The sequence below is a fragment of the Pseudocitrobacter cyperus genome, from assembly GCF_039889165.1.
Lineage (GTDB): Bacteria > Pseudomonadota > Gammaproteobacteria > Enterobacterales > Enterobacteriaceae > Pseudocitrobacter > Pseudocitrobacter cyperus.
Genome location: NZ_JAYMYY010000009.1, coordinates 121,009 through 144,242 on the forward strand (window position 1 = coordinate 121,009; position 23,234 = coordinate 144,242).

The 23,234-nt window shown below is 51.6% G+C and carries 25 protein-coding genes and 1 tRNA gene; 18 read left to right on the forward strand and 8 right to left on the reverse strand.

All coding sequences use genetic code 11. The features are described from left to right. Positions 1-66 precede the first annotated feature (66 nt). A complete protein-coding gene (locus tag VSR74_RS21090; RefSeq protein ID WP_347796513.1) occupies positions 67-771 on the reverse strand; it encodes a fimbrial biogenesis chaperone in 705 nt (234 codons plus the stop codon). A gap of 99 nt (positions 772-870) precedes the next feature. Continuing rightward, a complete protein-coding gene (locus tag VSR74_RS21095) occupies positions 871-1,518 on the reverse strand; it encodes a fimbrial protein (RefSeq protein WP_347796514.1) in 648 nt (215 codons plus the stop codon). Positions 1,519-2,643: 1,125 nt separating this feature from the next. Here VSR74_RS21095 and VSR74_RS21100 point away from each other — a divergent pair. From VSR74_RS21100 to VSR74_RS21150, 11 genes are all read left to right on the forward strand, one after another. Further along, on the forward strand, positions 2,644-3,159 hold the full coding sequence (locus VSR74_RS21100) for a fimbrial protein (protein ID WP_149465020.1): 516 nt from the start codon (positions 2,644-2,646) through the stop codon (positions 3,157-3,159). A 72-nt stretch (positions 3,160-3,231) separates the two neighbouring features. Continuing rightward, a complete protein-coding gene (locus tag VSR74_RS21105) occupies positions 3,232-3,786 on the forward strand; it encodes a fimbrial protein (RefSeq protein ID WP_347796515.1) in 555 nt (184 codons plus the stop codon). Between the two features lies 1 nt (position 3,787). Further along, a complete protein-coding gene (locus VSR74_RS21110; RefSeq protein ID WP_347796516.1) occupies positions 3,788-6,277 on the forward strand; it encodes an outer membrane usher protein in 2,490 nt (829 codons plus the stop codon). 31 nt (positions 6,278-6,308) lie between these two features. Next, positions 6,309-7,064, forward strand: coding sequence for a fimbria/pilus periplasmic chaperone (locus tag VSR74_RS21115; protein WP_347796517.1), 756 nt, complete (start codon positions 6,309-6,311; stop codon positions 7,062-7,064). 18 nt (positions 7,065-7,082) lie between these two features. Beyond that, positions 7,083-7,667 carry a fimbrial protein gene (locus VSR74_RS21120; RefSeq protein WP_347796518.1) on the forward strand — a complete coding sequence of 195 codons (585 nt, stop codon included), beginning with the start codon at positions 7,083-7,085 and terminating at the stop codon, positions 7,665-7,667. Continuing rightward, positions 7,660-8,133: a fimbrial protein gene (locus VSR74_RS21125; RefSeq protein ID WP_347796519.1), complete on the forward strand. Its 474-nt coding sequence runs from the start codon at positions 7,660-7,662 to the stop codon at positions 8,131-8,133. The genes VSR74_RS21120 and VSR74_RS21125 overlap by 8 nt, the downstream gene beginning before the upstream one ends. A 12-nt stretch (positions 8,134-8,145) precedes the next feature. Beyond that, positions 8,146-9,012: an MrpH family fimbial adhesin gene (locus VSR74_RS21130; RefSeq protein WP_347796520.1), complete on the forward strand. Its 867-nt coding sequence runs from the start codon at positions 8,146-8,148 to the stop codon at positions 9,010-9,012. 17 nt (positions 9,013-9,029) lie between these two features. After that, entirely contained in the window at positions 9,030-9,611 is a 582-nt protein-coding gene (locus VSR74_RS21135; protein WP_347796521.1) for a helix-turn-helix transcriptional regulator, read from the forward strand. Between the two features lie 34 nt (positions 9,612-9,645). Further along, positions 9,646-10,422 (forward strand): EAL domain-containing protein, encoded by a 777-nt coding sequence (locus VSR74_RS21140; protein WP_347796522.1) that lies wholly within the window; start codon positions 9,646-9,648, stop codon positions 10,420-10,422. 124 nt (positions 10,423-10,546) lie between these two features. Next, complete coding sequence (locus tag VSR74_RS21145) at positions 10,547-11,299, forward strand: winged helix-turn-helix domain-containing protein (RefSeq protein WP_347796523.1); 753 nt, start codon at positions 10,547-10,549, stop codon at positions 11,297-11,299. Continuing rightward, a complete protein-coding gene (locus VSR74_RS21150; protein ID WP_347796524.1) occupies positions 11,262-11,756 on the forward strand; it encodes a hypothetical protein in 495 nt (164 codons plus the stop codon). Before VSR74_RS21145 ends, VSR74_RS21150 begins: the two co-directional genes overlap by 38 nt. A 13-nt stretch (positions 11,757-11,769) precedes the next feature. Here VSR74_RS21150 and cynR read toward each other — a convergent pair whose 3' ends face one another. Next, positions 11,770-12,663, reverse strand: a complete 894-nt coding sequence (gene cynR, locus VSR74_RS21155) for a transcriptional regulator CynR (protein ID WP_347796525.1) — start codon at positions 12,661-12,663, stop codon at positions 11,770-11,772. A gap of 107 nt (positions 12,664-12,770) precedes the next feature. Between cynR and VSR74_RS21160 the strand changes: the two genes are divergently transcribed. The 3 genes from VSR74_RS21160 (at position 12,771) to VSR74_RS21170 (ending at position 15,210) form a co-directional block, all read left to right on the forward strand. Next, positions 12,771-13,433: a carbonic anhydrase gene (locus VSR74_RS21160; protein WP_347796526.1), complete on the forward strand. Its 663-nt coding sequence runs from the start codon at positions 12,771-12,773 to the stop codon at positions 13,431-13,433. Between the two features lie 15 nt (positions 13,434-13,448). Next, positions 13,449-13,919, forward strand: coding sequence for a cyanase (gene cynS / locus VSR74_RS21165; RefSeq protein WP_347796527.1), 471 nt, complete (start codon positions 13,449-13,451; stop codon positions 13,917-13,919). 103 nt (positions 13,920-14,022) lie between these two features. Beyond that, positions 14,023-15,210: a cyanate transporter gene (locus VSR74_RS21170; protein WP_411914276.1), complete on the forward strand. Its 1,188-nt coding sequence runs from the start codon at positions 14,023-14,025 to the stop codon at positions 15,208-15,210. A 39-nt stretch (positions 15,211-15,249) separates the two neighbouring features. On the opposite strand, the gene VSR74_RS21175 is transcribed toward VSR74_RS21170, so the two are convergent. Next, positions 15,250-15,325 (reverse strand) — tRNA-Phe (locus tag VSR74_RS21175). 104 nt (positions 15,326-15,429) lie between these two features. Then, the gene (locus VSR74_RS21180; protein WP_347796536.1) at positions 15,430-16,140 is read right to left on the reverse strand and encodes a DUF554 domain-containing protein; all 711 of its coding nucleotides are present in this window, start codon (positions 16,138-16,140) and stop codon (positions 15,430-15,432) included. A 422-nt stretch (positions 16,141-16,562) separates the two neighbouring features. On the opposite strand from VSR74_RS21180, the gene VSR74_RS21185 reads away from it, so the two are divergent. After that, positions 16,563-18,698: an ornithine decarboxylase gene (locus VSR74_RS21185; protein WP_347796528.1), complete on the forward strand. Its 2,136-nt coding sequence runs from the start codon at positions 16,563-16,565 to the stop codon at positions 18,696-18,698. Between the two features lie 78 nt (positions 18,699-18,776). On the opposite strand, the gene mltC is transcribed toward VSR74_RS21185, so the two are convergent. Genes mltC through mutY form a run of 3 tightly spaced genes read right to left on the reverse strand, consistent with a single transcriptional unit; the run spans position 18,777 to position 21,257 of the window. Beyond that, positions 18,777-19,856 carry a membrane-bound lytic murein transglycosylase MltC gene (gene mltC, locus VSR74_RS21190; protein WP_347796537.1) on the reverse strand — a complete coding sequence of 360 codons (1,080 nt, stop codon included), beginning with the start codon at positions 19,854-19,856 and terminating at the stop codon, positions 18,777-18,779. 46 nt (positions 19,857-19,902) lie between these two features. After that, a complete protein-coding gene (locus VSR74_RS21195; RefSeq protein WP_108475799.1) occupies positions 19,903-20,178 on the reverse strand; it encodes an oxidative damage protection protein in 276 nt (91 codons plus the stop codon). Between the two features lie 26 nt (positions 20,179-20,204). Beyond that, positions 20,205-21,257 (reverse strand): A/G-specific adenine glycosylase, encoded by a 1,053-nt coding sequence (gene mutY, locus VSR74_RS21200; protein WP_347796529.1) that lies wholly within the window; start codon positions 21,255-21,257, stop codon positions 20,205-20,207. A 156-nt stretch (positions 21,258-21,413) separates the two neighbouring features. On the opposite strand from mutY, the gene trmB reads away from it, so the two are divergent. The 3 genes from trmB to VSR74_RS21215 are packed head-to-tail and all read left to right on the forward strand — an operon-like array spanning position 21,414 to position 23,230. Beyond that, positions 21,414-22,133 carry a tRNA (guanosine(46)-N7)-methyltransferase TrmB gene (gene trmB / locus VSR74_RS21205; RefSeq protein ID WP_347796530.1) on the forward strand — a complete coding sequence of 240 codons (720 nt, stop codon included), beginning with the start codon at positions 21,414-21,416 and terminating at the stop codon, positions 22,131-22,133. Continuing rightward, the gene (locus VSR74_RS21210; protein WP_347796531.1) at positions 22,133-22,459 is read left to right on the forward strand and encodes a YggL family protein; all 327 of its coding nucleotides are present in this window, start codon (positions 22,133-22,135) and stop codon (positions 22,457-22,459) included. The genes trmB and VSR74_RS21210 overlap by 1 nt, the downstream gene beginning before the upstream one ends. A gap of 51 nt (positions 22,460-22,510) precedes the next feature. Beyond that, the gene (locus VSR74_RS21215) at positions 22,511-23,230 is read left to right on the forward strand and encodes a YggN family protein (protein ID WP_347796532.1); all 720 of its coding nucleotides are present in this window, start codon (positions 22,511-22,513) and stop codon (positions 23,228-23,230) included. The last annotated feature ends 4 nt before the right edge of the window (positions 23,231-23,234 follow it).

Below are 23,234 nucleotides of genomic sequence, written 5' to 3' on the forward strand. Positions count from 1 at the left end.
TTCCGCCCTGAAAAAAGAGTCGATGCCGGTTGCCACCGGTGCCTTCTTAATTATTCCGCAGCGCCATTAACTGGCTCGGGTGACACGTTTTGCCAGTGCGCCATAATCGTTAATCTCTTCCAGCGTTAATTCTTCACCGCTGCGGATCGCCTGGCGCACGTTAATGGTTGCGGATGAGCCTGGGGCTATCATGACGGCTTCCGCATTCAGGGGGTCACCGCGACCAAGGCTAATGGTGGCCACAGTGATATAAAACGGCGTCGGATTGGTCAGCGTCAGTGCCGTGCCCGCTGTTTGTAATGTCAGTTTTTCAATTGCTGCAACCCGCCCGGATAATGGTTTGGGTCGATAAATTAATTTAAAACGCGAACGTACCGCCATTTTGAATATCCCCATCCCTTCTGGCGCTTTATCGGCTTTCGAGGTGCCGGGAATATCCAGTACATTAATCCACCAGAGCGATTCTTTATCCTGCGGGAGCGAGTTACCGGCACTCAGTTTAATGCGAATAACCTGTCCGCCATGGGCATCGATACGCGATATGGGCGGGTTAATTTGAAATGGTGTTGTGATCTGGTCAGGCGTTACGGTTGAATCACCATTATCCAGCCAGACCTGAGCAAGAGAAGGGCGTGTCGCCGTATTTGAGAGTTGAACAGTGAGTTCTTTTTCATTTCCTTTATAGATAAACCGGGTTCCATTTACGATAATACTATCGGCAAGTACAGGAAGTGATAATAATAATCCACTGAGCGCAGCAATAAGCTTCATAATCACCCTCATGCATTTTTATAACATATTGTTGTCATTACTTTCGGGGATGGCGAGTCGATAAAAAAGTGGCGGCGAACCGCCACTTTTCAGAGTGTATTAATCGTATGAAATTTCGTAAGTGGCATCGGCAGCAACATGACCACCGGTTGCGTTGTTGTTGGTTGGGTTAACGTAGCTAACCTGATATTTGTACACATCCCAGCCATTATCCTGGCTATCACGGGCTTTGCCATCGTCATCGCCCGGCTCGATGATATTCGAGCTATGCGGGTTGGTGAGGGCGAAGGCTACGTTTTTAGCGCCATTGCTATCCGTATTTTTCAGATAGCTGGTGCCGTAGTAGAGCCCGGAGGATTTAGTCCATTTGACCTTACGGGTGAAGTTGCCGTGTTTACCATCCGGGTCGCCACAGTCTTTCAGGTTAATACTGAAATCTGTTCTGTTCACCAGGGTATTTTTGGTCAGCGCGGTGGTACGAACGGAACGCAGGAAAATAGTATTCCCGTCATTTTTTCCGCCGACAATTTTTACTTTGCAGGAGCCGGTGTACACGTCACCGTCAAAGAATACTTTACCACCGGTAACATAATCATTATCACCCCCACCAGGATAACTACCGTGGTCGTCACCACCACCGTGCCCGGATGAGTTGAAAGAACTAGCAGATGAATCATCTGCATATGCTGCCACGCTGCCACCCAATAATGCCGCGGTAACCATCAAACCCAGATATATCTTTTTCATGTGCGTATCCTGTTACTGTGTTGTTTAGTAGGACATTCGAATAACAATGATAAAGACGTGCACAGTTTCCTCTCTTCAGGGATTAAATAACCGCTCAGGATTATTTAATCTCTCCTGCGATAAAAACTGCCTCGTAATAGTGGGCAAGCGAGGCGGTATTGCATCTAATACCTTTTTCGTATTTTAGTTAGGCTTTGGTGCCAAAATAGTATGACTGTGGCGAAGCGGCGGCATTTTTGCTGAGGGATTAACTGAATTGATGATATTGGATGACGGTTTGTCTTGTGCGCCAGATCTCCTTTTATTAATGAAGGTATCTTTTCTTATCCACTGAACCGATGATGCGAAAGCGCGCGCATGCATCTATCAAAGATGCCGAACGATAAAGGCCTTTGCCATAGTGAATTTTAAGAATATTCACTCGGCCTTTCTTCTGTCATTTTTCAGGGAAGTATTTATATTTCGCGTTGTGAAATGTAGTTGATAATGTTTCTACGATGTTAAGGATAATTCTTGTCCTCTTTCTTATGGGGCTTGCTACAAAATCCGCAAGACAGTGCTCTGATCAGAAATGCTCTCCGCAGCGAACTGATACAATGGCCGGAATCTCTTACTAAGTGAATATTCGGGTCTCCTGGTGATGAACGTTGTGGACATTTATCACCCCTTCGTTAAGTTTTAGATGCTGCCATTTAATTGATTGTAAGTATAAAAATCTAACAAAATGACTTTGCTAAGTATATAAATATAACCACTGAGTTATTTCAGTACTTAACTCTAAAAATAGTTTTATTTTTAGAGTAGTGATTTCATTTTAAATCTGCGTGTTTTTTGACCTTTCTTTTTTTTCAGATTGCTCGATAATTTATTACGTCAGCGAGACGGGGCTGTCGATATTAATGTGACCTGTCTCAACGATGTTTATGTATTAGTAAATCGCTAAGCAAATTGTGATTTGTGAATCTTTCATATGGGTTAAGGCTGATAATTTATATCTATTGGCAGGGAGCCTTTTAACTTTATCAGGGAGAGTGATCTTGCTGTTGAATTGTTTGAATGAAGGATTCTGAACGATTTATTAATGCTTTTATTTCGTGTGTCGATCAATTAAAAGGATTGTTATTTATGAAACTTAATAAAATTGTTTCTGCTTTCGTTCTGGCTTCTGGCGTGATGGTATTTGGTGCGCAGGCAGACCAGGGTAGCGGCGTTGTTACCTTCACCGGCTCCGTAATTGATGCACCGTGCTCAATTGCTGCAGGTGATGAAGATCAGACTATCAGCCTGGGTCAGGTATCCAGCTCTGCTGTGGCAAACGGTGGTACTTCTACGCCGGTTCCGTTCTATATCCACCTGGAAAACTGCTCTGTCGATACGGCTAACACCGTGACCACGACCTTCAGCGGTGCATCTTCCAGCGTTGACGGCGCAGTACTGGGTGTAACCGGTAACGCGACGGATGTCGGGATCGTAATGACCGATGGCGATAGCAACACCATTACTCTGGGTGAAGCCACCACCGGTCAGACCATCACCAACGGTGACAACACGCTCTCTTATTCCGCTTACATCATCGGTGGCGAAGCACCGACTGAAGGTGATTTCACCGGCGTAACCAACTGGACTCTGGCTTACGAATAATTCGTTGCCATCAGACGGCCTTTAAAGGCCGTCTGAAATTTGCTTCAGTCGAATATGAGAAAAGGGATTGCGATGATTTATTTAAATTCAACATCACTGTGGCCAGCGGGTCGGGCGTTCCTTTTTCTCTTATCCGGTTTTTGTTCCCCGGTCATGGCCGCAAGTCAGGGCGAGGGCACCGTTTTTATTCGCGGTGAGGTTTTATATACCCCCTGTGCAATTGATCTTGATAGCCGCGATCAAACCATTGATATGGGTGAAACGCCAGTATCGGAAATTGCCGTTAAAGGTTATGGGCCGACAAAAAAATTTACGGTTCGTCTGATTAATTGTCTTTTATTGCCCGCACCAGGGCAAACCCAATATGACTCCGAGTATTACCAGATTACGTTCGACCCGATGGCTGGCAGCGATCGATTTTCGGTTAGCGGCGATGCCGAAGGTATTGAACTGGCTATTCATGATAGTGAAGGCCATTTTGCTGAGCCTGGTATCGCGCTACCGGCCAGGGAAGTGACACCCGGAATAATGGATTTGAATTATACCCTGCGTCTGGTCAGCAATGGCCAGCCGCTGAAGTCCGGACGTTACCAGACCCTGATTCGGTTCAGAATGGATTATTACTGAGATGAAGACACCTTTTATTAAAAAAATGCCTTTTAAGCGTTCAGCGCTCAGTGCAGCCATATTTCTGCTGATCTTCCCCTCTGCTGTTCGGGCAGAAGATGAGATCCAGTTTAATACCGACGTTCTGGACACTCAGGATAAGGGTAATATCGATCTGAGCCACTTTTCCCGCCGCGGCTACGTGATGCCTGGCGAATATACCTTCACGATTATGGTGAACAAGGACAGCTTGCGTGAAGAACCTATTGTCGTCTACGCCGAAGGTAAGGAGGGTAAAGATAGCCTCATTTGCCTGACGCCGGATCAGGTTTCCCGTCTCAACCTTAAAAGCAGTACGCTCAGCGAACTACGCTGGTTACGCGATGGGCAGTGCCTCGATACCACCAGTTTACACGGGATGGAAATGCGCGTGGATCTTTCAAAGGACACGCTCTATCTCTCTATTCCGCAGGCCTATATCGAATTTACCGCGCCAAACTGGGATCCTTCCTCGCGCTGGGATGAAGGGATTGCCGGCCTGATTGCCGACTACAACATCAATTTTCAGACGCAGCATGCCAATAATGCTTCCGACAGTCAGAACCTGAGCGGCACGGGGGTGTTCGGCGCAAACTTCGGGCCCTGGCGCGCCCGTGCCGACTGGCAGGCGAACTGGAATAGGCGCAGCGGTTATACGGACAAAGATTTTACCTTCAGCCGCTATTACCTGTATCGCGCGATCCCCACGCTGAAAGCGAAACTGACGATGGGTGAGGATTACCTCAGCTCCGATATTTTTGACACCTTTCGTTTCAGCGGCGTCAGCCTCAACTCTGATTTAAGTATGCTGCCGCCAAGCCTGCGCGGCTATGCACCAGAAGTGACCGGTGTTTCACGCGCTGGCGGTAAAGTCGTTATCAGCCAGCAAGGACGTGTGCTTTACGAAACGCAGGTTGCAGCAGGGCCATTCCGTATTCAGGAACTGAATGATGCGGTCTCCGGCACTCTCGATGTGCGTGTCGAGGAGCTGGACGGCAGCGTGCAGGTCTTCCAGGTGAGCACCGCGTCCGTTCCCTATCTGACCCGCCCGGGGGCTGTGCGCTATAAGCTGGCTGCTGGCAAACCGTCAGAGTGGGAACACAGCATGGTCGGGCCGTTGTTCACCTCTGCGGAGGCGTCGTGGGGGATAGCTAATGGCTGGACACTCTATGGCGGCTCCATTATTGGCGGTGACTATAACGCTCTGTCAGTGGGGGTCGGCCGCGATCTCTATCTGTTAGGTGCGATTGCCGCTGATGTGACGCAATCGCGTGCGACATTACCCTCTGAAGGTGTGCAAACGGGGACGTCGTACCGGGTCAGCTATTCGAAAACCTTTGATGAGTATGACAGCCAGGTCACATTTGCCGGTTATCGCTTCTCCGAACGCGACTTTATGAGCATGTCGGAATATCTCGACGCGCGCTACGGCAGCGGCACGACCCATAGCCCGAAAGAGAAGTACACCGTCTCTTTTAACCAGCGATTCCGTGATTTAGGGCTGACGGCCTATCTCAATTACAGTCACCAGACCTACTGGAACAGTGCGGATAACGACCGCCTTAGCCTGTCGCTCTCGCGTTATGTTGACCTTGGGCCGTTCAAAAATATGAGCGTCTCGCTCTCGGTTTATCGCAGCGAATACTACTCGCAGAAGGACGACGGCGCCTATATCTCCCTCTCCATGCCATTTGGCGACGGCGCATCCATCAGTTACGGCGCCACGGTCAACCGTACCGATAACACCCACCGGGTGAGCTACTACGGGCGTCTGGATGAACACAACAGCTATCAGGTGAGCAGCGGGTTATCGCGAAGCGGGCCAACGGCATACGGCTATTACACCTGGCAGGGCGACAGCGCGCAGGTTCAGGCCAATGCCAGCTATCAGTCCGGCAGCTATAGCGGGCTCGGTATGACGGTAACGGGCGGCCTGACTGCAACGGCGGAAGGGGCTGCAGCACACCGTTCCAACGCCCGTGGCGGCAGCCGCGTGCTGGTGGACACTTCAGGCGTCAGCGGCGTGCCGGTAAAAGGCTTTGGCGCATCGGTGAAAACCAATCGCTTTGGTAAAGCGGTGATTGCTGATGTGAACAGCTACTACCGAAATCCTGTACGTATCGATGTCGATAAGCTGGCTGAAAATGCTGACGTGACGCGCTCCATCTCTCAGGCAACGCTGACCGAGGGCGCGATTGGCTACCGTCAGTTTGATGTTATCGCCGGGGGAAAAGCGATGGCCTTTATCCGTAAAGCAGACGGGAGCTTCCCGCCATTTGGCGCCTCTGTGGTGAATGACAAAAATCAGGAGACCGGGGTGGTCAACGATGAGGGAAGCGTCTGGCTGAGCGGCATCAGCCCGGACGGAAAAATGAGTGTCAAATGGGATGGCAAAACCCGCTGTGTGGTGCAGATGCCGCCTGTTCTGCCGCAGGTGCTGGATAACCTGCTTTTAACCTGTGCGCCGGAATGAATCGGCCTGAATAAGAGACGAGTTAACTGAAATGACTATTGTTCGATCTTCTGCAATCGCCGCCGCGGCGCTGTTATTAACTGGCCTGACGGAAACCGCCACGGCAGCGGTCTCCCTGGATCGCACCCGCGTCATTTTTGACGGTGCAGTAAAATCGGTCAGCCTGAGAATTTCCAATGAAAACAAAACGCTGCCTTATCTGGCGCAGGGGTGGATTGAAGATCCGCAGGGAAAAAAGATCACCGACCCGTTGGTGCTTTTGCCGCCCGTGCAACGCATTGAGCCCGGAGAGCAGAGCCAGTTGAAAGTGCAGTCGACCGGTTCAATCCATCGTTTACCGCAGGATCGTGAATCGCTGTTCTATTTCAACCTGCGTGAGATCCCACCGAAAAGCAGTAAGCCAAACACGCTTCAACTGGCGTTGCAGACGCGAATCAAACTGTTCTATCGCCCGGAAGCGATTGAAGTTAAACGCGCCGACTATGCGACACCATTCCAGGAGAAAGTGACGCTGACCCGTTCCGGTGACAAATACCGGGTTAACAACCCGACCCCGTATTACATCTCACTGGTTAATGCGTCCTCAACGCTTGCGGGTAAGGCGGCGGCAGGATTCAAGCCTGTGATGGTTGAGCCAAAAGGGCAGCTTGACCTTATTCCATCAGCCTCTGCACTGGGATCGGCACCGGTTCTTACCTATGTGAACGATTTTGGCGGCAGGGCAAAGCTGGTGTTTAGCTGCGGCGGTAGCGAGTGCAAAGCGGTGCCGCAGGAAAAGAAAAAGTAAGCGGAAAGGGGAGGCAGGATGAAAAGTGCAATCTTCACCGTCAGTGGCTTTCTGGCATGGATGATGGCCGCAGGCCTGGTTCATGCGCAGGAGCCGCAACTGGTCGACGGTGAGTATGGCCTGTTGTATGTCCATGGCGCACTGACCGAAAGCGCCTGTCGACTGGTGATGGAATCGACCTGGCAGGAGGTGGATATGGGGACTATCCCAACGGCGTCGCTTAAAAAACCGGGCGACCAGGGAACGCCTGTTCGCGTCGAGATCCGTCTGGAGGACTGCCTGCCAGCGCCGAGCTCTATCCGCGACGCCTGGAGCGGCGATCTGCTCTGGAGCCGCGATCAGCCTTCCGTCACTGTGACGTTCGTTGCGCCCTCGGAGCTGATGAATCCTGGCCTGATTCGGGTTGCGGGAACACAGGGAATGGCGCTACGGATGAGCGATCGCTATCACCGCGATGTGCGGCTGGGTGGTGAAGGTCAGCCGCTATTGCTTGAGCCGGGAAATAACCAGCTTTTCTACTATATCGCGCCGGAACGCACGGCTTCGCCGCTGGTGGCGGGAGCCTGGCATGCGCTTATTCACTTCAGGCTTAATTATGATTAGACACATTTTGACGTTGCTGGCGGCGTTATGGCTGGCCCCGTCGGCGCTGGCGGCGCTGACGGTAAACGTAACAGGCGTGCTGGTGGATGGCGTGTGTGAAATTAACAACGGCGAGACTATCAACGTTGACTTCGGCAGCAACCTGCAGTCGCGCGATATAAACGGGGAGAACTTCATGAAAAGTATTGATTACACCCTGTCGTGCGAAGAGCTCGTCTCGAACGATCTCGAGATGCAGTTTGAAGGTACCGCGACCTCATTTAGCGACGATTATCTGGCCACGGACAGGGAAGGGCTGGGGATCAAAATCTACATGAATGGCGAAGCGATGCCGCTGAATACCTGGACTCCTTTTACCTGGCCGGAGATCCCGCTATTACAGGCGGCCCCGGTAAAAATTGACGGTAGTGAGGTGGAAACTGGCGTTTTCTCCGCGTCCGCCACGCTAAAAATTCAATACCAGTAAAGGAAGTACCCAATGAAACGATTGATTTGTGCTGTGATTTTGCTGGGTGGGCTGTCTTTTAGTCCTGTCTCTTCGGCGTCGATTTGGAGCTGGATTGATAGTTTGAGTACCTGCTCTGCCACGCAAACCTATTGTTATGACTACACCTTTACTATTGCTGACTGGGATGAGACTGATTCAACGCCAAACCCTTGCTACGGCTTAACCGCCTGTACCATTTTTATCGGACATCGACATGATGCTGCTGGTACATCAGGAAGTGGAATTGTTCGTTCATGGGGGGCGGGCGCTTATCCATTTTTGATCGAGTCAGAAACAATGGGGGAGGTAGCTAAAGAGTTTAAAGCAATATTCCCACTTCCATTTTCTTCAACAACCAACCACAAGGCGAATACAGTCGCAACGGAAGAGTGTGTGGGGATATTTTATGCCGCGGGCAAAAACCTTGGGAGCAACACTTCAGAGGTTAATCAGGCTGCATTTGAGGGACACCCGATTCTCCCTGGCAGTATCTGCGGTGTTGCCCCGGCACCCAGCGGTTCCTGCGATTTTGATCAGGATGTCCTGACGCTCGATCACGGCACGCTTTCACGTAGAGAACTCGAAGGTCATGAAGTCAGCGAAAATGTCAGCATTAGCTGCACGACGGCGCAGACGTTAAAACTCTACATCTATTCCGCAAATGAAGTGGATTTACGTGAGGATGGCAGCCTCTATTCTGAGCTCTATCTTAATGACAATGTGCTGGGGACAACCGGTTATACGATTGAGGTCAACAGCGAGGAACTGGTCAGCGTTAAATCCCGCCTGCGCACGAATGGTACGCCGGAAGCGGGTGAGTTTTCAGGTTCAACGATTATGTTGATTACTGTGGAGTAAGTAATTACTTATATTTAATGATGAAGAATAAAATACTCATTAGCCATGATCGCTATCTGTATCATGCATTAGAAGAGTTCGTTCCCGAACTTCAGTATCTGAATATTAACGGCAGTAACCCCGTTAATATTGATGCCTTATGGCAAGGAGATTCTTGTTTTCTTCTTGTGGATAATCGTGTGCCTTTCTATTTTATTGAGAAATTTCGCGCTCTCTTGATCGATAAAAAAATTAAGGTCGACGTTACTGTGCTGGAGATGAAAGGAGCTATCTATTTCAGAAAGGGATATGAGCACTACAAAAAAATTGATATGCGGGGCGGTGTCAGCGCATGTCGTGATGTGATTACCGCCAGCCTGTGTGGTGATGATTTCTCTGAGATGAAGAATTTCTCATGGCAAAAGCGTTTTATCCGGGGCGTCGATCTTGAACTGATGCGCCTGACGCAGGATGGTGTGAGTATCGCATTCATTGCTGAACAGTTTCGAATGTCAGTCAAACGTGTCTATTTTCATCGTGAACGCTTCTATCGTGACTTAGGTTTCGACAGCTATAACCAGGCGTGCATTTTCGTTATTCATAATGGTTTATTGAATTAACTTCAAAAGGATTTGAAATGATTAAGAGGCAAGAATGTCCCGATTTTATTTTTTTCAAAGTGAGTTGCATCAGGCATTGAACGACAATGTTATCTACCCGTGTTATCAGCCGATTATTGATGTCCGCACCGGGTCATTATATGGGCTTGAAGTGCTTACCCGCTGGCGGGGAGAAAGCGGCTATATCTACTCGCCCGCGAACTTCATACCTGAGTTCGAACGAACCGGGCTTGCCCTTGAGTTTTCCCGTTACCTCATGGCGGCTGTCAGTCGCGATCTCGGTCGCCTCGATGCGCTGCTCCCTGAAGGGATGCATCTTGCACTTAACTTCAATGCCGCGTCGATTCAGACTTCCGGTTTTGTGCGGGAGTATCTTGCCTTTCAGTCCTCTTTCCCTGCGGAAAAATATGCTTTTATCGTCGAAGTGACGGAAGCACAAAGCCTTAACCGCATCTCCAGAACCGTTTTACAGCTCCTGAAATTTTCCAGTACCAGGATTTATCTCGACGATTTTGGCACCTCTTATTCCAATCTCGATTATTTATTAATGCTCGATGTTGATGGCATTAAACTGGATCGTCAATTTATACAGGAGTATCAGGTTCCGAAGGCTGATGTGATTATTCGCCATTTGTTGTCTCTCGCCTCCGCTTTAAACCTCGATATTATTGTTGAAGGTATTGAAGATGAGCCGCAATGTGATTACCTGAAGGCCCATGGCGGCTATCTTCAGCAGGGCTTTTACCATGCCGCGCCATTGAATTATGATGACCTCAAAATATACATGGAAAATATAGGGTTAAATAAATAACCTTGTAAATACCATGTGTAATACAAGTCTATTTGTTTTTGTTATGCATACCCACGTGATCTATAATATCCCCGCGGTGGTGAAATATTCCACAGCCCGTTTATGAGTTTAACGATACAGGTATATGAAATATATTATAAATAAGTCGGTGGATTTTATTGTCGCCGAACGAAAATTGAGCGGAAATGATCAGGATGTGATCCTATCTAACCCAGCCTGTAGGCTATTGCTGGTTCTCCTCGAGAATAATCAATTACAGGTGAGCCGTGAAGAATTGCTGACAAAAGTCTGGGAAGACTTTGGTTTAGTTTCATCTGAAAGCAGTCTGAATAATAGCATTAGCAGTTTACGTCGTGGACTGAGTGAAGTTGGTGTGGATAATGTACTTGAAACCGTCCCCAAAAAAGGTTTTATATTACATCTCGATGAAGTAAAACTTGAGAATCTTCCTGGTGATTATCTTACCAATAATATTGAAAATGTATCATCGGCTAATCCAGAGTTGACATCACACTATGAACGGTTTTTGAAAATATTTCCTTCGGTGTTTATCGCCATGTCAGTGGTTGCGATCCTCGCCTTTCTGTTTGTCTTCTTCAAGGAGAAAACACTGCGTTACCAAATATATGACCATGTTAATAAATGTACAGTGTATTTTTTTGGTGATGTGGACAGAAGCAAAGTGGAACATTATTTTTCCACTACGCAGGGGGCAGAGATACTGTCGCAATGTAATACCCCGGCAATGATCTATTATGATGATAATAATAAGGGGCAAAGCGGAGGTGTTTTCGAAAGTATCGTCTCAGTGTGTAAAATAAATTCGGATGGACAGGTGAATGATTGTAAGAATTACGTCGATATTTATAGTGGTTAGTCTTTTGATTACTCTCATCGCACTGGCTATCAATGCGATGTTTCGTAGTCTTTCTGTGCCGGATGAACTGAATTGTTCCGGGAATGTGGACATCAGAGTTATGCATGCAGACAGCGAAGCATTGAGTGGTGATATTCAGGTTACTGCACATATCGTCCCTTTCGCCAAAAAACGAAGCTATGTCTCCGAATATGGTTATGTTGTCGCTGAGGGTAAAAAATACATTATCGATCGCAATGTGCGTTTACTCTTTTCTGAAACGAAGACGAATGGTTTTTCTGAGGTTCACCGGGAAGGTACGGATAAGAATCCGGCAGACACGCTGCCGGATGCCGTTGCAAAAATGCTGATTTCTTCCCAGTCCATCTTCTTTTACAAGCTCGATAAACTGCAAGACGATATCTGGCGCTGGAGCGATTTGAGGAGAACGATACTGATTTGTAAGGTTGTCGCCTGATGCCAGAATCAATTTAACGGCCTGGCGTCCACTCCTTCGCTTTCTCATGTGCCAGCGATGTGAGCGCCCGCGTGGCGGCAGTACGCCATGCGCCTTTACGCAGTAGCAATACCGCCGTGCGTTCCAGAAGCGGCGGGTTAAGGGCAATAGCCTGTAAATCGTCACGCTGTGCGGCGATAGGCGCCGGAAGCAGCGTCGCAAGCGTCGTTCGGCTCACCAGTTCCAGTACCGCGCTGATCGAGTTGGCTTCCATCAATACCTGCGGCTGCAATTCTCTTTGGCGGCAAAATCTGTCTATCTGTTCCCGGGTAGCAAATTCAGGGCTGAGCAGGATCAGTTTTTCCTGGCTAAGGAGCGGTAGATCAATGCTCTGCTGGTGTGCCCGCGGGTGCTGGTTCGCCACGACCAGCGCCAGCGACTCGACCAGCAGCGCTTGCGCCTCGATATCCGGGGAATGAACTTCATCGAAGGCGATGCCCACATCCAGCTCATCATTGAGCAACAACTCTTCGATTTTATCCTGCGACATCTCCTGCAATTGCACCGTTACGTTGGGGTGGCGCGCATAAAATTCCGCCATTAATGGGCCAACAAACCAGGCGTTAAAGGTTGGCGTAACGGCGATTCGCAGCGCTCCGCGGCTAAGATCTTCTACGTCATGGAGTGCCCGCTTCCCCTCATCAAGCGCCCGGATCGCGTTTTTTGCATAGACAGACCAGGCCTCTCCCGCATCTGTCAGACGAATATGGCGTCCGCTGCGATCGAAGAGCTGTGCTCCCAGCGCCTCTTCCAGTTGGCGGATCTGCTGAGATAACGCGGGTTGCGAAACGTGTAGCGCCGCCGCTGCGCGGGTAAAACCGCGATGTTCAGCCACCGCCAGAAAATAGTGAATGTGTCGTAACAGCATGTCTCAACCTATAAGTAATACTAATAGAGTTGATTATAAATGAGTCTTTTATCTTATGGAACGTAGCGAGTAGCCTGTCTCCATCGCATAGTGAGAGAGGGATCCCTGTGAAAGAGATTATTGATGGCTTTTTGAAATTTCAGCGCAACGTCTTTCCGCAACGAGCTGAACTTTTCAGGCATCTGGCCAATCAGCAAAACCCGCGAGCGTTGTTCATCTCCTGCTCCGACAGCCGTCTGGTACCGGAACTGGTTACGCAGCGCGAACCCGGCGACCTGTTCGTCATCCGTAATGCGGGCAACATCGTGCCCTCGTATGGCCCTGAGCCCGGCGGAGTTACCGCATCGGTGGAATATGCCGTTTCCGTGTTGCGGGTGAGTGACATTGTGATTTGCGGCCACTCTGACTGTGGCGCAATGACCGCGATAGCCGGGTGTCACTGTCTTGACTCGATACCCGCTGTCAGCCACTGGCTGCGCTATGCCGACTCGGCGCGAGTGGTGAACGAATCCCGGACGCACGCTTCTCTGCATGACAAAACGGCTTCAATGGTGCGTGAAAATGTCCTTGCCCAGCTTGCGAATATACAAACCCATCCATCTGTACGCTTGGCGCTGGAAGAGGGGCGTATCGCGCTGCATGGCTGGGTATATGACATTGAAAGCGGTGACATTGCTGCCTGTGACGGCGCCAGCGGGCAATTTGTTTCACTGGCCGAAAATCCTGAAACCTGCGCGATGCCACATCGCCAGCCAACCTTACTACCCTGAACCGGAGGTTCTACCATGATCCAGTCACAAATTAACCGCGAAATTCGCCTTACTCTGGCCGATCAGATCCTGCTGATTAAAGCCAAAAAAGATCTCACGTTTGCTGAGCTTACGGAGGGAACGGGATTATCAGAAGCCTTCGTAACCGCCGCGCTGCTTGGACAGCATGCGCTTCCGGCAGATGCCGCGCGTCGGGTGGGTGAAAAGCTTGAGCTTGATGAAGATGCCGTGCTGCTGCTGCAAACCATCCCATTGCGTGGGAGCATCGAAAATGGCGTGCCGACTGACCCAACAATCTACCGTTTCTATGAAATGTTGCAGGTTTATGGCACCACGCTGAAGATGCTGGTACATGAAAAGTTTGGTGACGGCATTATCAGTGCCATCAACTTCAGGATTAACGTACAAAAAGTCGCCGACCCGGAAGGCGGTGAGCGCGCGGTGATTACTCTTGATGGTAAGTATCTGCCGACGAAACCTTTTTAAGCTAACAGAACGGTGCGCTTCGGCGTGCCGTGCTTTCATTTCAGGAGCCAAACATGTCTGAATATGGCAACAATTTATCCCTGCGTAGGTTCGAAAAACAGTGATGAAACGCTCTCCCCGCTCTGGCCTGATGCTACTGGTTCTGGTGCTTATTGGCCTGAATATGCGCCCACTTCTTACCTCCATCGGGCCGCTTTTGCCGCAGCTACGTGCCGCCAGCGGGATGGGCTTCGCTACCGCGTCTCTGCTTACCGCGCTACCCATGGTTACGATGGGCGCACTGGCGCTGGCAGGTGGCTGGATAAACCAGCATATTGATGAGCGTCATAGCGTGGCGGTCAGCCTGCTGATGATCATCTGCGGCGCGTTGCTGCGCGAACTGGCGCCGCACAGCGTAATGTTACTCAGCAGCGCTCTCATTGGCGGAATTGGCATTGGGATTATTCAGGTTGTGATGCCCACGGTCATTAAGCGCCAGTTCCAGCGGCGAATGCCACAGGTAATGGGGTTATGGTCAGCCGCGCTGATGGGCGGAGGCGGGCTTGGCGCGGCGCTAACGCCGTGGATTGCGCAGCACAGCGAACAGTGGAATCAGTCGCTGGCGTGGTGGGCGCTACCGGCTACCATTGCCCTGATCGGCTGGTGGCCGCAAAGCCGGGCGGCAGACACCGTAAACAAGAAGACGGTTCCCCACACCGGACGCGTTGCGCGTCACCCCCGCGCATGGATCCTGGGGCTCTACTTTGGCGTCATCAATGGCGGCTACGGTAGCTTAATCGCCTGGCTTCCACCTTACTTCATCCAGTTGGGAAAGAGCGCGCAGTTTAGCGGCACGCTGCTGGCGCTGATGACGGTGGGGCAAACCGTTGGCGCGTTGGTACTGCCGTTGCTCGCGCGACATCAGGATCGCCGCAAATTGCTGCTGTTCGCTCTGTTATTGCAGATGATTGGTTTTTTAGGCTTCATCCTCTGGCCAATGCAGCAGCCGATCCTCTGGGCGGTTATTGGTGGTCTGGGGCTGGGAGGCGCATTCCCGCTCTGCCTGGTGCTGGCGCTTGATCATGCCAGTCACCCAATGATATCCGGTAAGCTGGTGGCGTTTATGCAGGGGATAGGGTTTATTATCGCCGGGCTATCGCCTTATCTTTCCGGCATTCTGCGCAGCCTGAGCGGAGATTTCGTGGTCGACTGGACATTCCACGCCCTCTGCGTGGCAGGGCTGATGCTGCTGACGTTGCGCTTTGTGCCGACGAGGTATCCACGGGAGTGGGCAGAGGAGAAGGGGAGATAAAAAGCAAAAACCCAGCCATAGGCTGGGTTCTTTAAATAGTGGTGCCCGGACTCGGAATCGAACCAAGGACACGGGGATTTTCAATCCCCTGCTCTACCGACTGAGCTATCCGGGCAACGGGGCGCATTAAACCTTATTCGCCTCGTCTCGTCAACGAAATTTATTAAACTCGCTGCGAATCGCTCAATATATCAGCATCTTGCTGTATTTGCATGCATATCAGGCAAAAAAAGCGCTCCACAGGGCCGAAATCGGCATGGCCAGTATCAGCGCTGGCAGCATATTCACTACTGCAAACATTTTTATGCCGCAAATGCGCAACCCCGTAGCCAGCAGTAACATGCCGCCAACAGCGGTAAAATCGGCCATCATCATGGGCGTGGTCAGCGGCAGCAGAAGGGCGGCGCTCGTTGCCAGCGCTAGCTGAATGATAAGCATCGGAACGGCGATATCGGATACGGCGATCCCCAATGTGCAGGCAAAAATAATCGCGGTGAAGAAGTCCAGAAAGGCTTTAGCGATCAGAATCGTCGCATCACCCGTCATTCCTTCACGCATTGCGCCGAAGATCCCGGTGCCGCTGGCACAGAAGAGCACGATGATCGCAACGTAGCTCTGAATGAAATACTCCTGATTATGGTTATTTTTATGCTTACTCGACATCATTGTCTTAATCTTGCTAACGCCGTTGTTGATACCCTTTTCCAGCAGGCAACATTCACCAAGCAGGGTGCCAAGAATCGTGGCCAGCACCATCACCGGCAGGTTAACGCATTTAACCACCAGTAAAATACCGATCCCCAGCGATGCCAGGCCAAAAATCGAGGTCATAGATGTGCGGATACGCTCCGGCAGATGCTGGCTGAGCAAGGCGCCGAGTAAACCACCCAGCAGAACCGCTCCGGCATTGATAAATGGGCCGATAACCACGCTGACTCCTGTGAAATAACGCGATAAAAAGAGGGCTATTATGACCTGGTTAATCGGTTCAGTGGGGGCTAAAACGTAATTTGTCATGATACGGATTTCGTCTTGCACCTCCCGGGGAAAGGTGCCATGATTGCGCGAATTTTCTCCTGCCATGCCACGGAGGTCGCCTGATGACATCCCTGCCATTACACCACCGCTGCGCTTGTGCGCGAACCCTGCACGTCTGCTTATCAACTCCCATTCTCACCATGCGGTGAGGGCAACGCACGCTCGCTGTAGGACAACAGTAAGATCAGAACAGATCTGCTTTTACTGATGTCTGGCGGTCGGAGCTGGAACCCAGTCGGCCCTTGACACGTCGCGGGATAAGGCCAGATGCCTTGTCCTGGGTTTTTATTCTCCCGAAACGGGTCGTTGCACTTATGAAATCAATGCACATTGCCGCCAGCGCGGAGCTGGTCTCTCAACTCTCCACCCATCGTCACGTGGTGGCGCTGGACAGCACAGACTTCACCGACGTCGCGGCAGTCGTCATCACTGCGGCAGATAGCCGCAGCGGCATTCTGGCGTTACTTAAACGCACCGGATTTAACCTGCCTGTGTTTCTGTTGTCGAGGGACGTCATGGAGGCACCTGCGGGCGTTGTGGCTGTGATTAGCGGTAAAGCGCAGGAGTGGCTGGAGATAGAGAGCGCCGCCTGCCGCTATGAAGAGAAGCTGCTGCCGCCCTTTTTCGATACCCTAAGCCAGTATGTCGAAATGGGTCATAGCACTTTTGCCTGTCCGGGTCATCAGCACGGTGAGTTCTTTAAAAAGCACCCTGCTGGCCGTCAGTTTTACGACTTTTTCGGTGAGAACGTGTTTCGCGCCGATATGTGCAACGCTGATGTGAAGCTGGGGGATTTGCTGATCCACGAAGGTTCGGCCAAAGACGCGCAAAAGTTTGCGGCGAAAGTCTTTCACGCCGATAAAACCTATTTCGTGCTCAATGGAACGTCGGCGGCGAATAAAGTGGTTACTAATGCCTTGCTGACGCGCGGCGATCTGGTGCTATTTGACCGCAACAACCATAAATCTAACCACCATGGCGCGCTGATCCAGGCTGGGGCGACGCCCGTTTATCTGGAAGCGGCGCGTAACCCGTTTGGTTTTATCGGCGGTATTGATGAGCACTGTTTTGACGAACGTTATCTGCGCACACTGACTCGCGAAGTGGCTCCTGAGAAAGCGGATGAAGCGCGTCCATTCCGTCTGGCAGTGATCCAGCTTGGCACCTACGATGGCACGATTTATAACGCCCGCCAGGTGGTGGATAAAATTGGACATCTGTGTGATTACATCCTGTTTGATTCTGCCTGGGTGGGCTATGAGCAGTTTATCGACATGATGGCGGATACGTCACCGCTGCTACTGGAGCTTAATGAGAACGATCCGGGAATTTTCGTCACTCAGTCAGTGCATAAACAGCAGGCCGGCTTCTCGCAGACATCGCAGATCCATAAAAAAGATAACCATATTCGCGGCCAGGCGCGCTTTTGCCCGCATAAACGCCTGAATAACGCTTTTATGTTGCATGCCTCGACCAGCCCGTTCTACCCGCTGTTTGCGGCACTGGATATTAACGCCAAAATCCATGAAGGTGAGAGCGGACGGCGCCTGTGGGCGGAGTGCGTTGAACTGGGGATCGAGGCACGCAAAGCGATCTTCGCTAACTGCAAGATGATCCAGCCGTTTGTTCCGCCGGAGATCGATGGTCGACAGTGGCAGGATCATCCTACAAAAATGCTCGCCAGCGATCGTCGCTTCTTCAGCTTTGCGCCAGGTGCGCGCTGGCACGGTTTTGAAGGTTATGCGCAGGATCAGTACTTTGTCGATCCGTGCAAGTTGCTGCTCACTACGCCTGGGATCGACGCCACCACTGGTGAGTACACCGATTTCGGGATCCCGGCGACCATTCTGGCACACTATCTGCGTGAGAACGGTATCGTGCCGGAGAAGTGCGATCTTAACTCCATTCTGTTCCTGCTGACCCCGGCAGAGAGCCCGGCGAAGATGGCGCAACTGGTGGCGATGCTGGCGCAGTTTGAGCAGCACATTGAAGATGACACTCCGCTCGTGGACGTGCTGCCGACTATTTTCAATAAATATCCGGTGCGTTATCGGGATTACACCCTTCGCGAGCTGTGCCAGGAGATGCACGATCTCTACGTCAGCTTCGCGGTCAAAGATCTGCAAAAGGCGATGTTCCGCAAAGCAAGCCTACCGCACGCGGTGATGAATCCGCAGGACGCCAACCGTGAGTTTATCCGCGGCAACGTGGAGCTGGTGCGAATCAGCGAAGCCGAAGGGCGAATTGCCGCTGAGGGCGCGCTGCCTTATCCGCCGGGCGTGCTCTGCGTCGTGCCGGGGGAAGTATGGGGTGGTGCCGTTCAGCGCTATTTCCTGGCGCTGGAAGAGGGCGTGAATCTACTGCCGGGCTTCTCGCCGGAGTTGCAGGGGGTTTACAGTGAAACGGATGCTGATGGTATCGATCGGCTATTGGGTTATGTACTGAAGTGATCAGCAAAGCCGGGCGTCATACCCGGCTTTTTTGGTCACTGTAAACCACGCCCGCCTAATGAAAGCACGGCTGGGTGGTTACTTACGACGGTAGCTTTTCTGCGCCGTATTCACCTTGTAGAGGTAGCGGCGTGATTCCGCTGATGGGTGGCGGGTGGTCAGCGTGGTGTATACATCCCCAGGCGCCATGCTGTTAATGATTTTCGCGGCCTGAATTTTGTCATTTGAGAAGACGCGCAGCACGCTACCCGCACCGCCGTTATAGGCAGTGATTACCGCGTAACGGCGCGATGTCGGGTTGTCGATACCAGAAAGATAGACATTACCAAGCATCGCCAGATAAGCCGTACCCGTATCAATGTTGCTCGCCGGATCAAACAGGAAACTGCGGCTCGGCGTGCCTGATTTCCCCTGAGAACGGAACACATCTTTCCCGGCGGTGTGTTGCACCACCTGCATCAGCCCCAGCGCATCGGAACGGCTGACGGCATACGGGTTGAAAGAGGACTCGGTCTGCATAATCGCCAGAATCAGGGACTCATCCACACCATATTTGCGCGACGCCTGACGCACCATGCCGATGTATTTATGCGCACGCTGGTCAAGGTGGTTCGGCACCAGATTAATGGTGATGCTGTAAATCATCCGAATGCCGTTGCTGCGGCTTTTCATTCGCGTTTGCAGCAGATAATCAGCAAACCGCGCGGCGCGCCACTCCCAGCGAATCGCCTCGCCGGTGTTATCGACCACCTGGCCATACAGGAACGGCTCTTTGGAGATCTGAATATCGTTGGCGTCGGAGTAGAGGTCGATAGAACCTGGGTCATCGCCCATCAGCAGCGTCTGGATAATCGCCTGGCGCAGATGTGCGGCCGGTTCGGTGCCGGAGATAGTCTCGACGGTGATGGTACCTTCGTCGAAGTTGATGTGGCTACGGGTCTGGTAGCCGTCGGTGTATTTAACGTAGTCCTTCGGGCCTGCGATAAGAACTTCGTTAAATCCCCAAATGTTTTCAATGTTATGGGCAAATTGCCCCATCAGAATATCAAAACCGTTGGTGTCCTTAACCCAGGCTTCATTATAGGTATCACCCTTTTTGGAGCCTGAGCAGGAGATAAGCAACGGCGCAATCAGAGCCAGTGCAAATAATTTTTTCATCATTCCGGGAGCGCGTGTTGTGTTGGGCTAAAGGGCCTGAAGGCCCTTACTGTTTTTCGGGTGGAGTGTAGCCTTCGATGTGCACATCTTTGCCTTCAAACAGGAAATTTACCATTTCCTCTTCCAGAAGTTTGCGATGTTCCGGGTTCATCATGTTCAGTTTTTTCTCGTTGATGAGCATGGTTTGCTTATGCTGCCACTGCTTCCACGCTTCTTTCGAAATCTCGTTATAAATACGCTTCCCCAGTTCGCCTGGGTAGAGCTGAAAATCCTGACCTTCAGCGTCGCGCTGCAGGAAAGTACAAAAAATCGTTCTGCTCATGATAAATCCTCTTTTTTCACTGACGCTTACGCTAATGCGCCAGCGCGTAACTGCTGCAACAACCGCTCCACGGGAGCCGCCAGTCCTACGGATGGTGGCTGGGCTAAGTTATACCAGAGAGCGCCGCCTTCATCCATGCAAGAGGTGAAGGAGGACACACGAAGCCACATAGGCACAATGTCCAGATGGAAATGGCTGAACGTATGGCGAAACGCGGTCAACTGCGTAAGCGTGTCTGCTGCAATCTGCCTGTCTGCCAGCCACTGGCGCAGTGATGCTTCATCGGCAAACTGGGGAAAACAGTACAGCCCGCCCCATAAGCCACTTGGTGGGCGCTGGTCGAGCATGACCTCATTGTCATGCTGTATCATCAGGAAATAGCCGGTGCGTTCGGGCAACGTCTGTTTCGGTTTCTTGCCGGGATATTGCGCCCAGCTATGATGGGCATAGGCCACACAGCCTGCGTTGAGTGGGCAGAGTTCGCATTTGGGTTTTGAGCGTGTACAAACCATTGCGCCTAAATCCATCATCGCCTGGTTAAACCGCTCCACGCCCTTCGCAGGCGTCACCTGTTCACTGATCTCCCACAGTTTTTTCTCGATCTCTTTCTTGCCTGGCCAGCCGCTTACAGCATAGCAGCGCGCCAGCACGCGTTTGACGTTGCCGTCGAGAATCGGAAAATGCTGACCGAGCGACAGCGAAAGAATCGCCCCGGCCGTTGAACGCCCGACGCCGGGCAGTGCCGCAACTTCATCGAAGGTTTCCGGGAAACGGCCGTTATGCAGCGTGGCGACCTGCTGCGCGGCTTTATGCAGATTACGTGCGCGGGCGTAGTAACCGAGACCTGTCCACAGATGCAGCACTTCATCGAGCGGAGCATTCGCCAGGTCGGTGACGGTTGGGAAACGCGCCATAAAGCGTTCAAAATAGGGAATGACGGTGGCAACCTGAGTTTGTTGCAACATCACCTCGGACAGCCATACTTTGTAGGGCGTCTTTTCATGTTGCCAGGGTAGGGTTTTACGCCCGAATTTGTCGTACCACTCCAGCACCTGGGCTGAAAATTGAGACGCTTGCATGGTCAAAGCTGGGTTTCCGATATCACGCGATTGAGGTGGCAGATTGCAGCACAGCGGCACAAAGGTGTAAACAGGAACTTTCCGGTGCTTGCATCCGGCAACTAACTTTGGATAATGCCCGTTTCCCGAACACTCTCACAAGCAGACAATACTTTTATGAAGAACGACGTCATTTCACCGGAATTTGATGAAAACGGCCGCCCGCTGCGCCGCATTCGCAGCTTTGTCCGCCGCCAGGGGCGACTGACCAAAGGGCAGGAACACGCATTAGAAAACTACTGGCCGGTGATGGGCGTTGAGTTCAGCGAAGAACCTGTTGATTTCTCCGCGCTGTTTGGCCGCGAAGCGCCTACCACGCTGGAAATTGGTTTTGGTATGGGCGCATCGCTGGTGGCGATGGCAAAAGCCAACCCGCATCAAAACTTTCTCGGCATTGAAGTGCATTCACCGGGCGTTGGCGCATGCCTCGCGACGGCGCATGAAGAGGGCGTAGAAAACCTACGCGTTATGTGCCACGACGCAGTGGAAGTGCTGCACAAAATGATCCCTGACAATTCTTTAACCATGGTTCAGCTCTTTTTCCCTGACCCATGGCATAAAGCGCGTCATAATAAACGCCGTATCGTTCAGGTACCGTTTGCTGAACTGGTGAAGAGCAAGCTCAAACTGGGCGGTGTTTTCCATATGGCGACCGACTGGGAAGCTTACGCGGAACATATGCTGGAAGTGATGTCTTCCATTGAGGGGTATAAAAACCTCTCTGAGAATAGCGACTATGTCCCGCGTCCGGAATCACGTCCGGTAACCAAATTTGAACAACGTGGTCATCGTCTTGGCCACGGCGTATGGGACTTAATGTTCGAGAGGGTGAAATAATGGCAAAGAATCGTAGCCGTCGTTTGCGTAAAAAAATGCACATCGATGAGTTTCAGGAAATTGGTTTCTCTGTAGCGTGGCGTTTCCCGGAAGGCACCAGCGAAGAGCAGATCGACCAGACGGTTGATCAGTTCATCGAAGAAGTGATCGAGCCGAACAAACTGGCCTTTGACGGCAGCGGTTATCTGGCCTGGGAAGGTCTTATTTGCACCCAGGAAATCGGCAAATGTACCGAAGATCATCAGGCTCAGGTGCGTAAATGGCTGGAAGACCACAAATTCGAAGAAGTGCGCACCAGCGAACTTTTCGACGTTTGGTGGGACTAAATTAGCATCGGGGCCAGCACACGCTGGCCCGTTTTCTATCGAGGGATGTGTATGATGCGTCAAACGCTGCTGGCGGCGGCACTTTCATTAACGGCATTATCCGCCCATGCGGATTACCAGTGCAGCGTCACTCCGCGTGATGATGTGATCCTGAGCCCGCAAACGGTGCAGGTCAAAGGCGAAAACGGCAATCTGGTGATTACCCCGGACGGCGGCGTCACCTTTAATGGCAAACAGTATTCCCTGAACGCGGCACAGCGCGAACAGGCAAAAGATTATCAAACCGAACTACGCAGCGCGCTACCGTGGATCGACGAAGGGGCGAGAACGCGCGTCGAAAAAGGTCGTGTTGCGCTGGATAAAATCATCGCCAAAGAAGTGGGCGAGAGCAGCAATATGCGCGGTCGCCTGACCAAGCTGGATGCGCAGCTTAAAGCGCAGATGAACCGTATTATTGAACATCGCACCGATGGCCTGACGTTCCACTATAAAGCTATCGACGAAGTCCGCGCTGACGGCCAGAACCTGGTAAATCAGGCAATGGGCGGCATCCTGCAGGACAGTATTAACGAAATGGGCGCGAAAGCGGTGCTGAAAGGCGGCGGTAATCCGCTGCAGGGTGTGCTGGGTAGCCTGGGCGGCCTGCAAACCGCCATTCAGAACGAATGGAAAAACCAGGAAGCGGATTTCAAAGCGTTTGGTAAGGATGTCTGCGGGCGCGTGATTGCGCTTGAGGACAGCCGTAAGGCGCTGGTGGGGACGCTGAAGTAGAGGA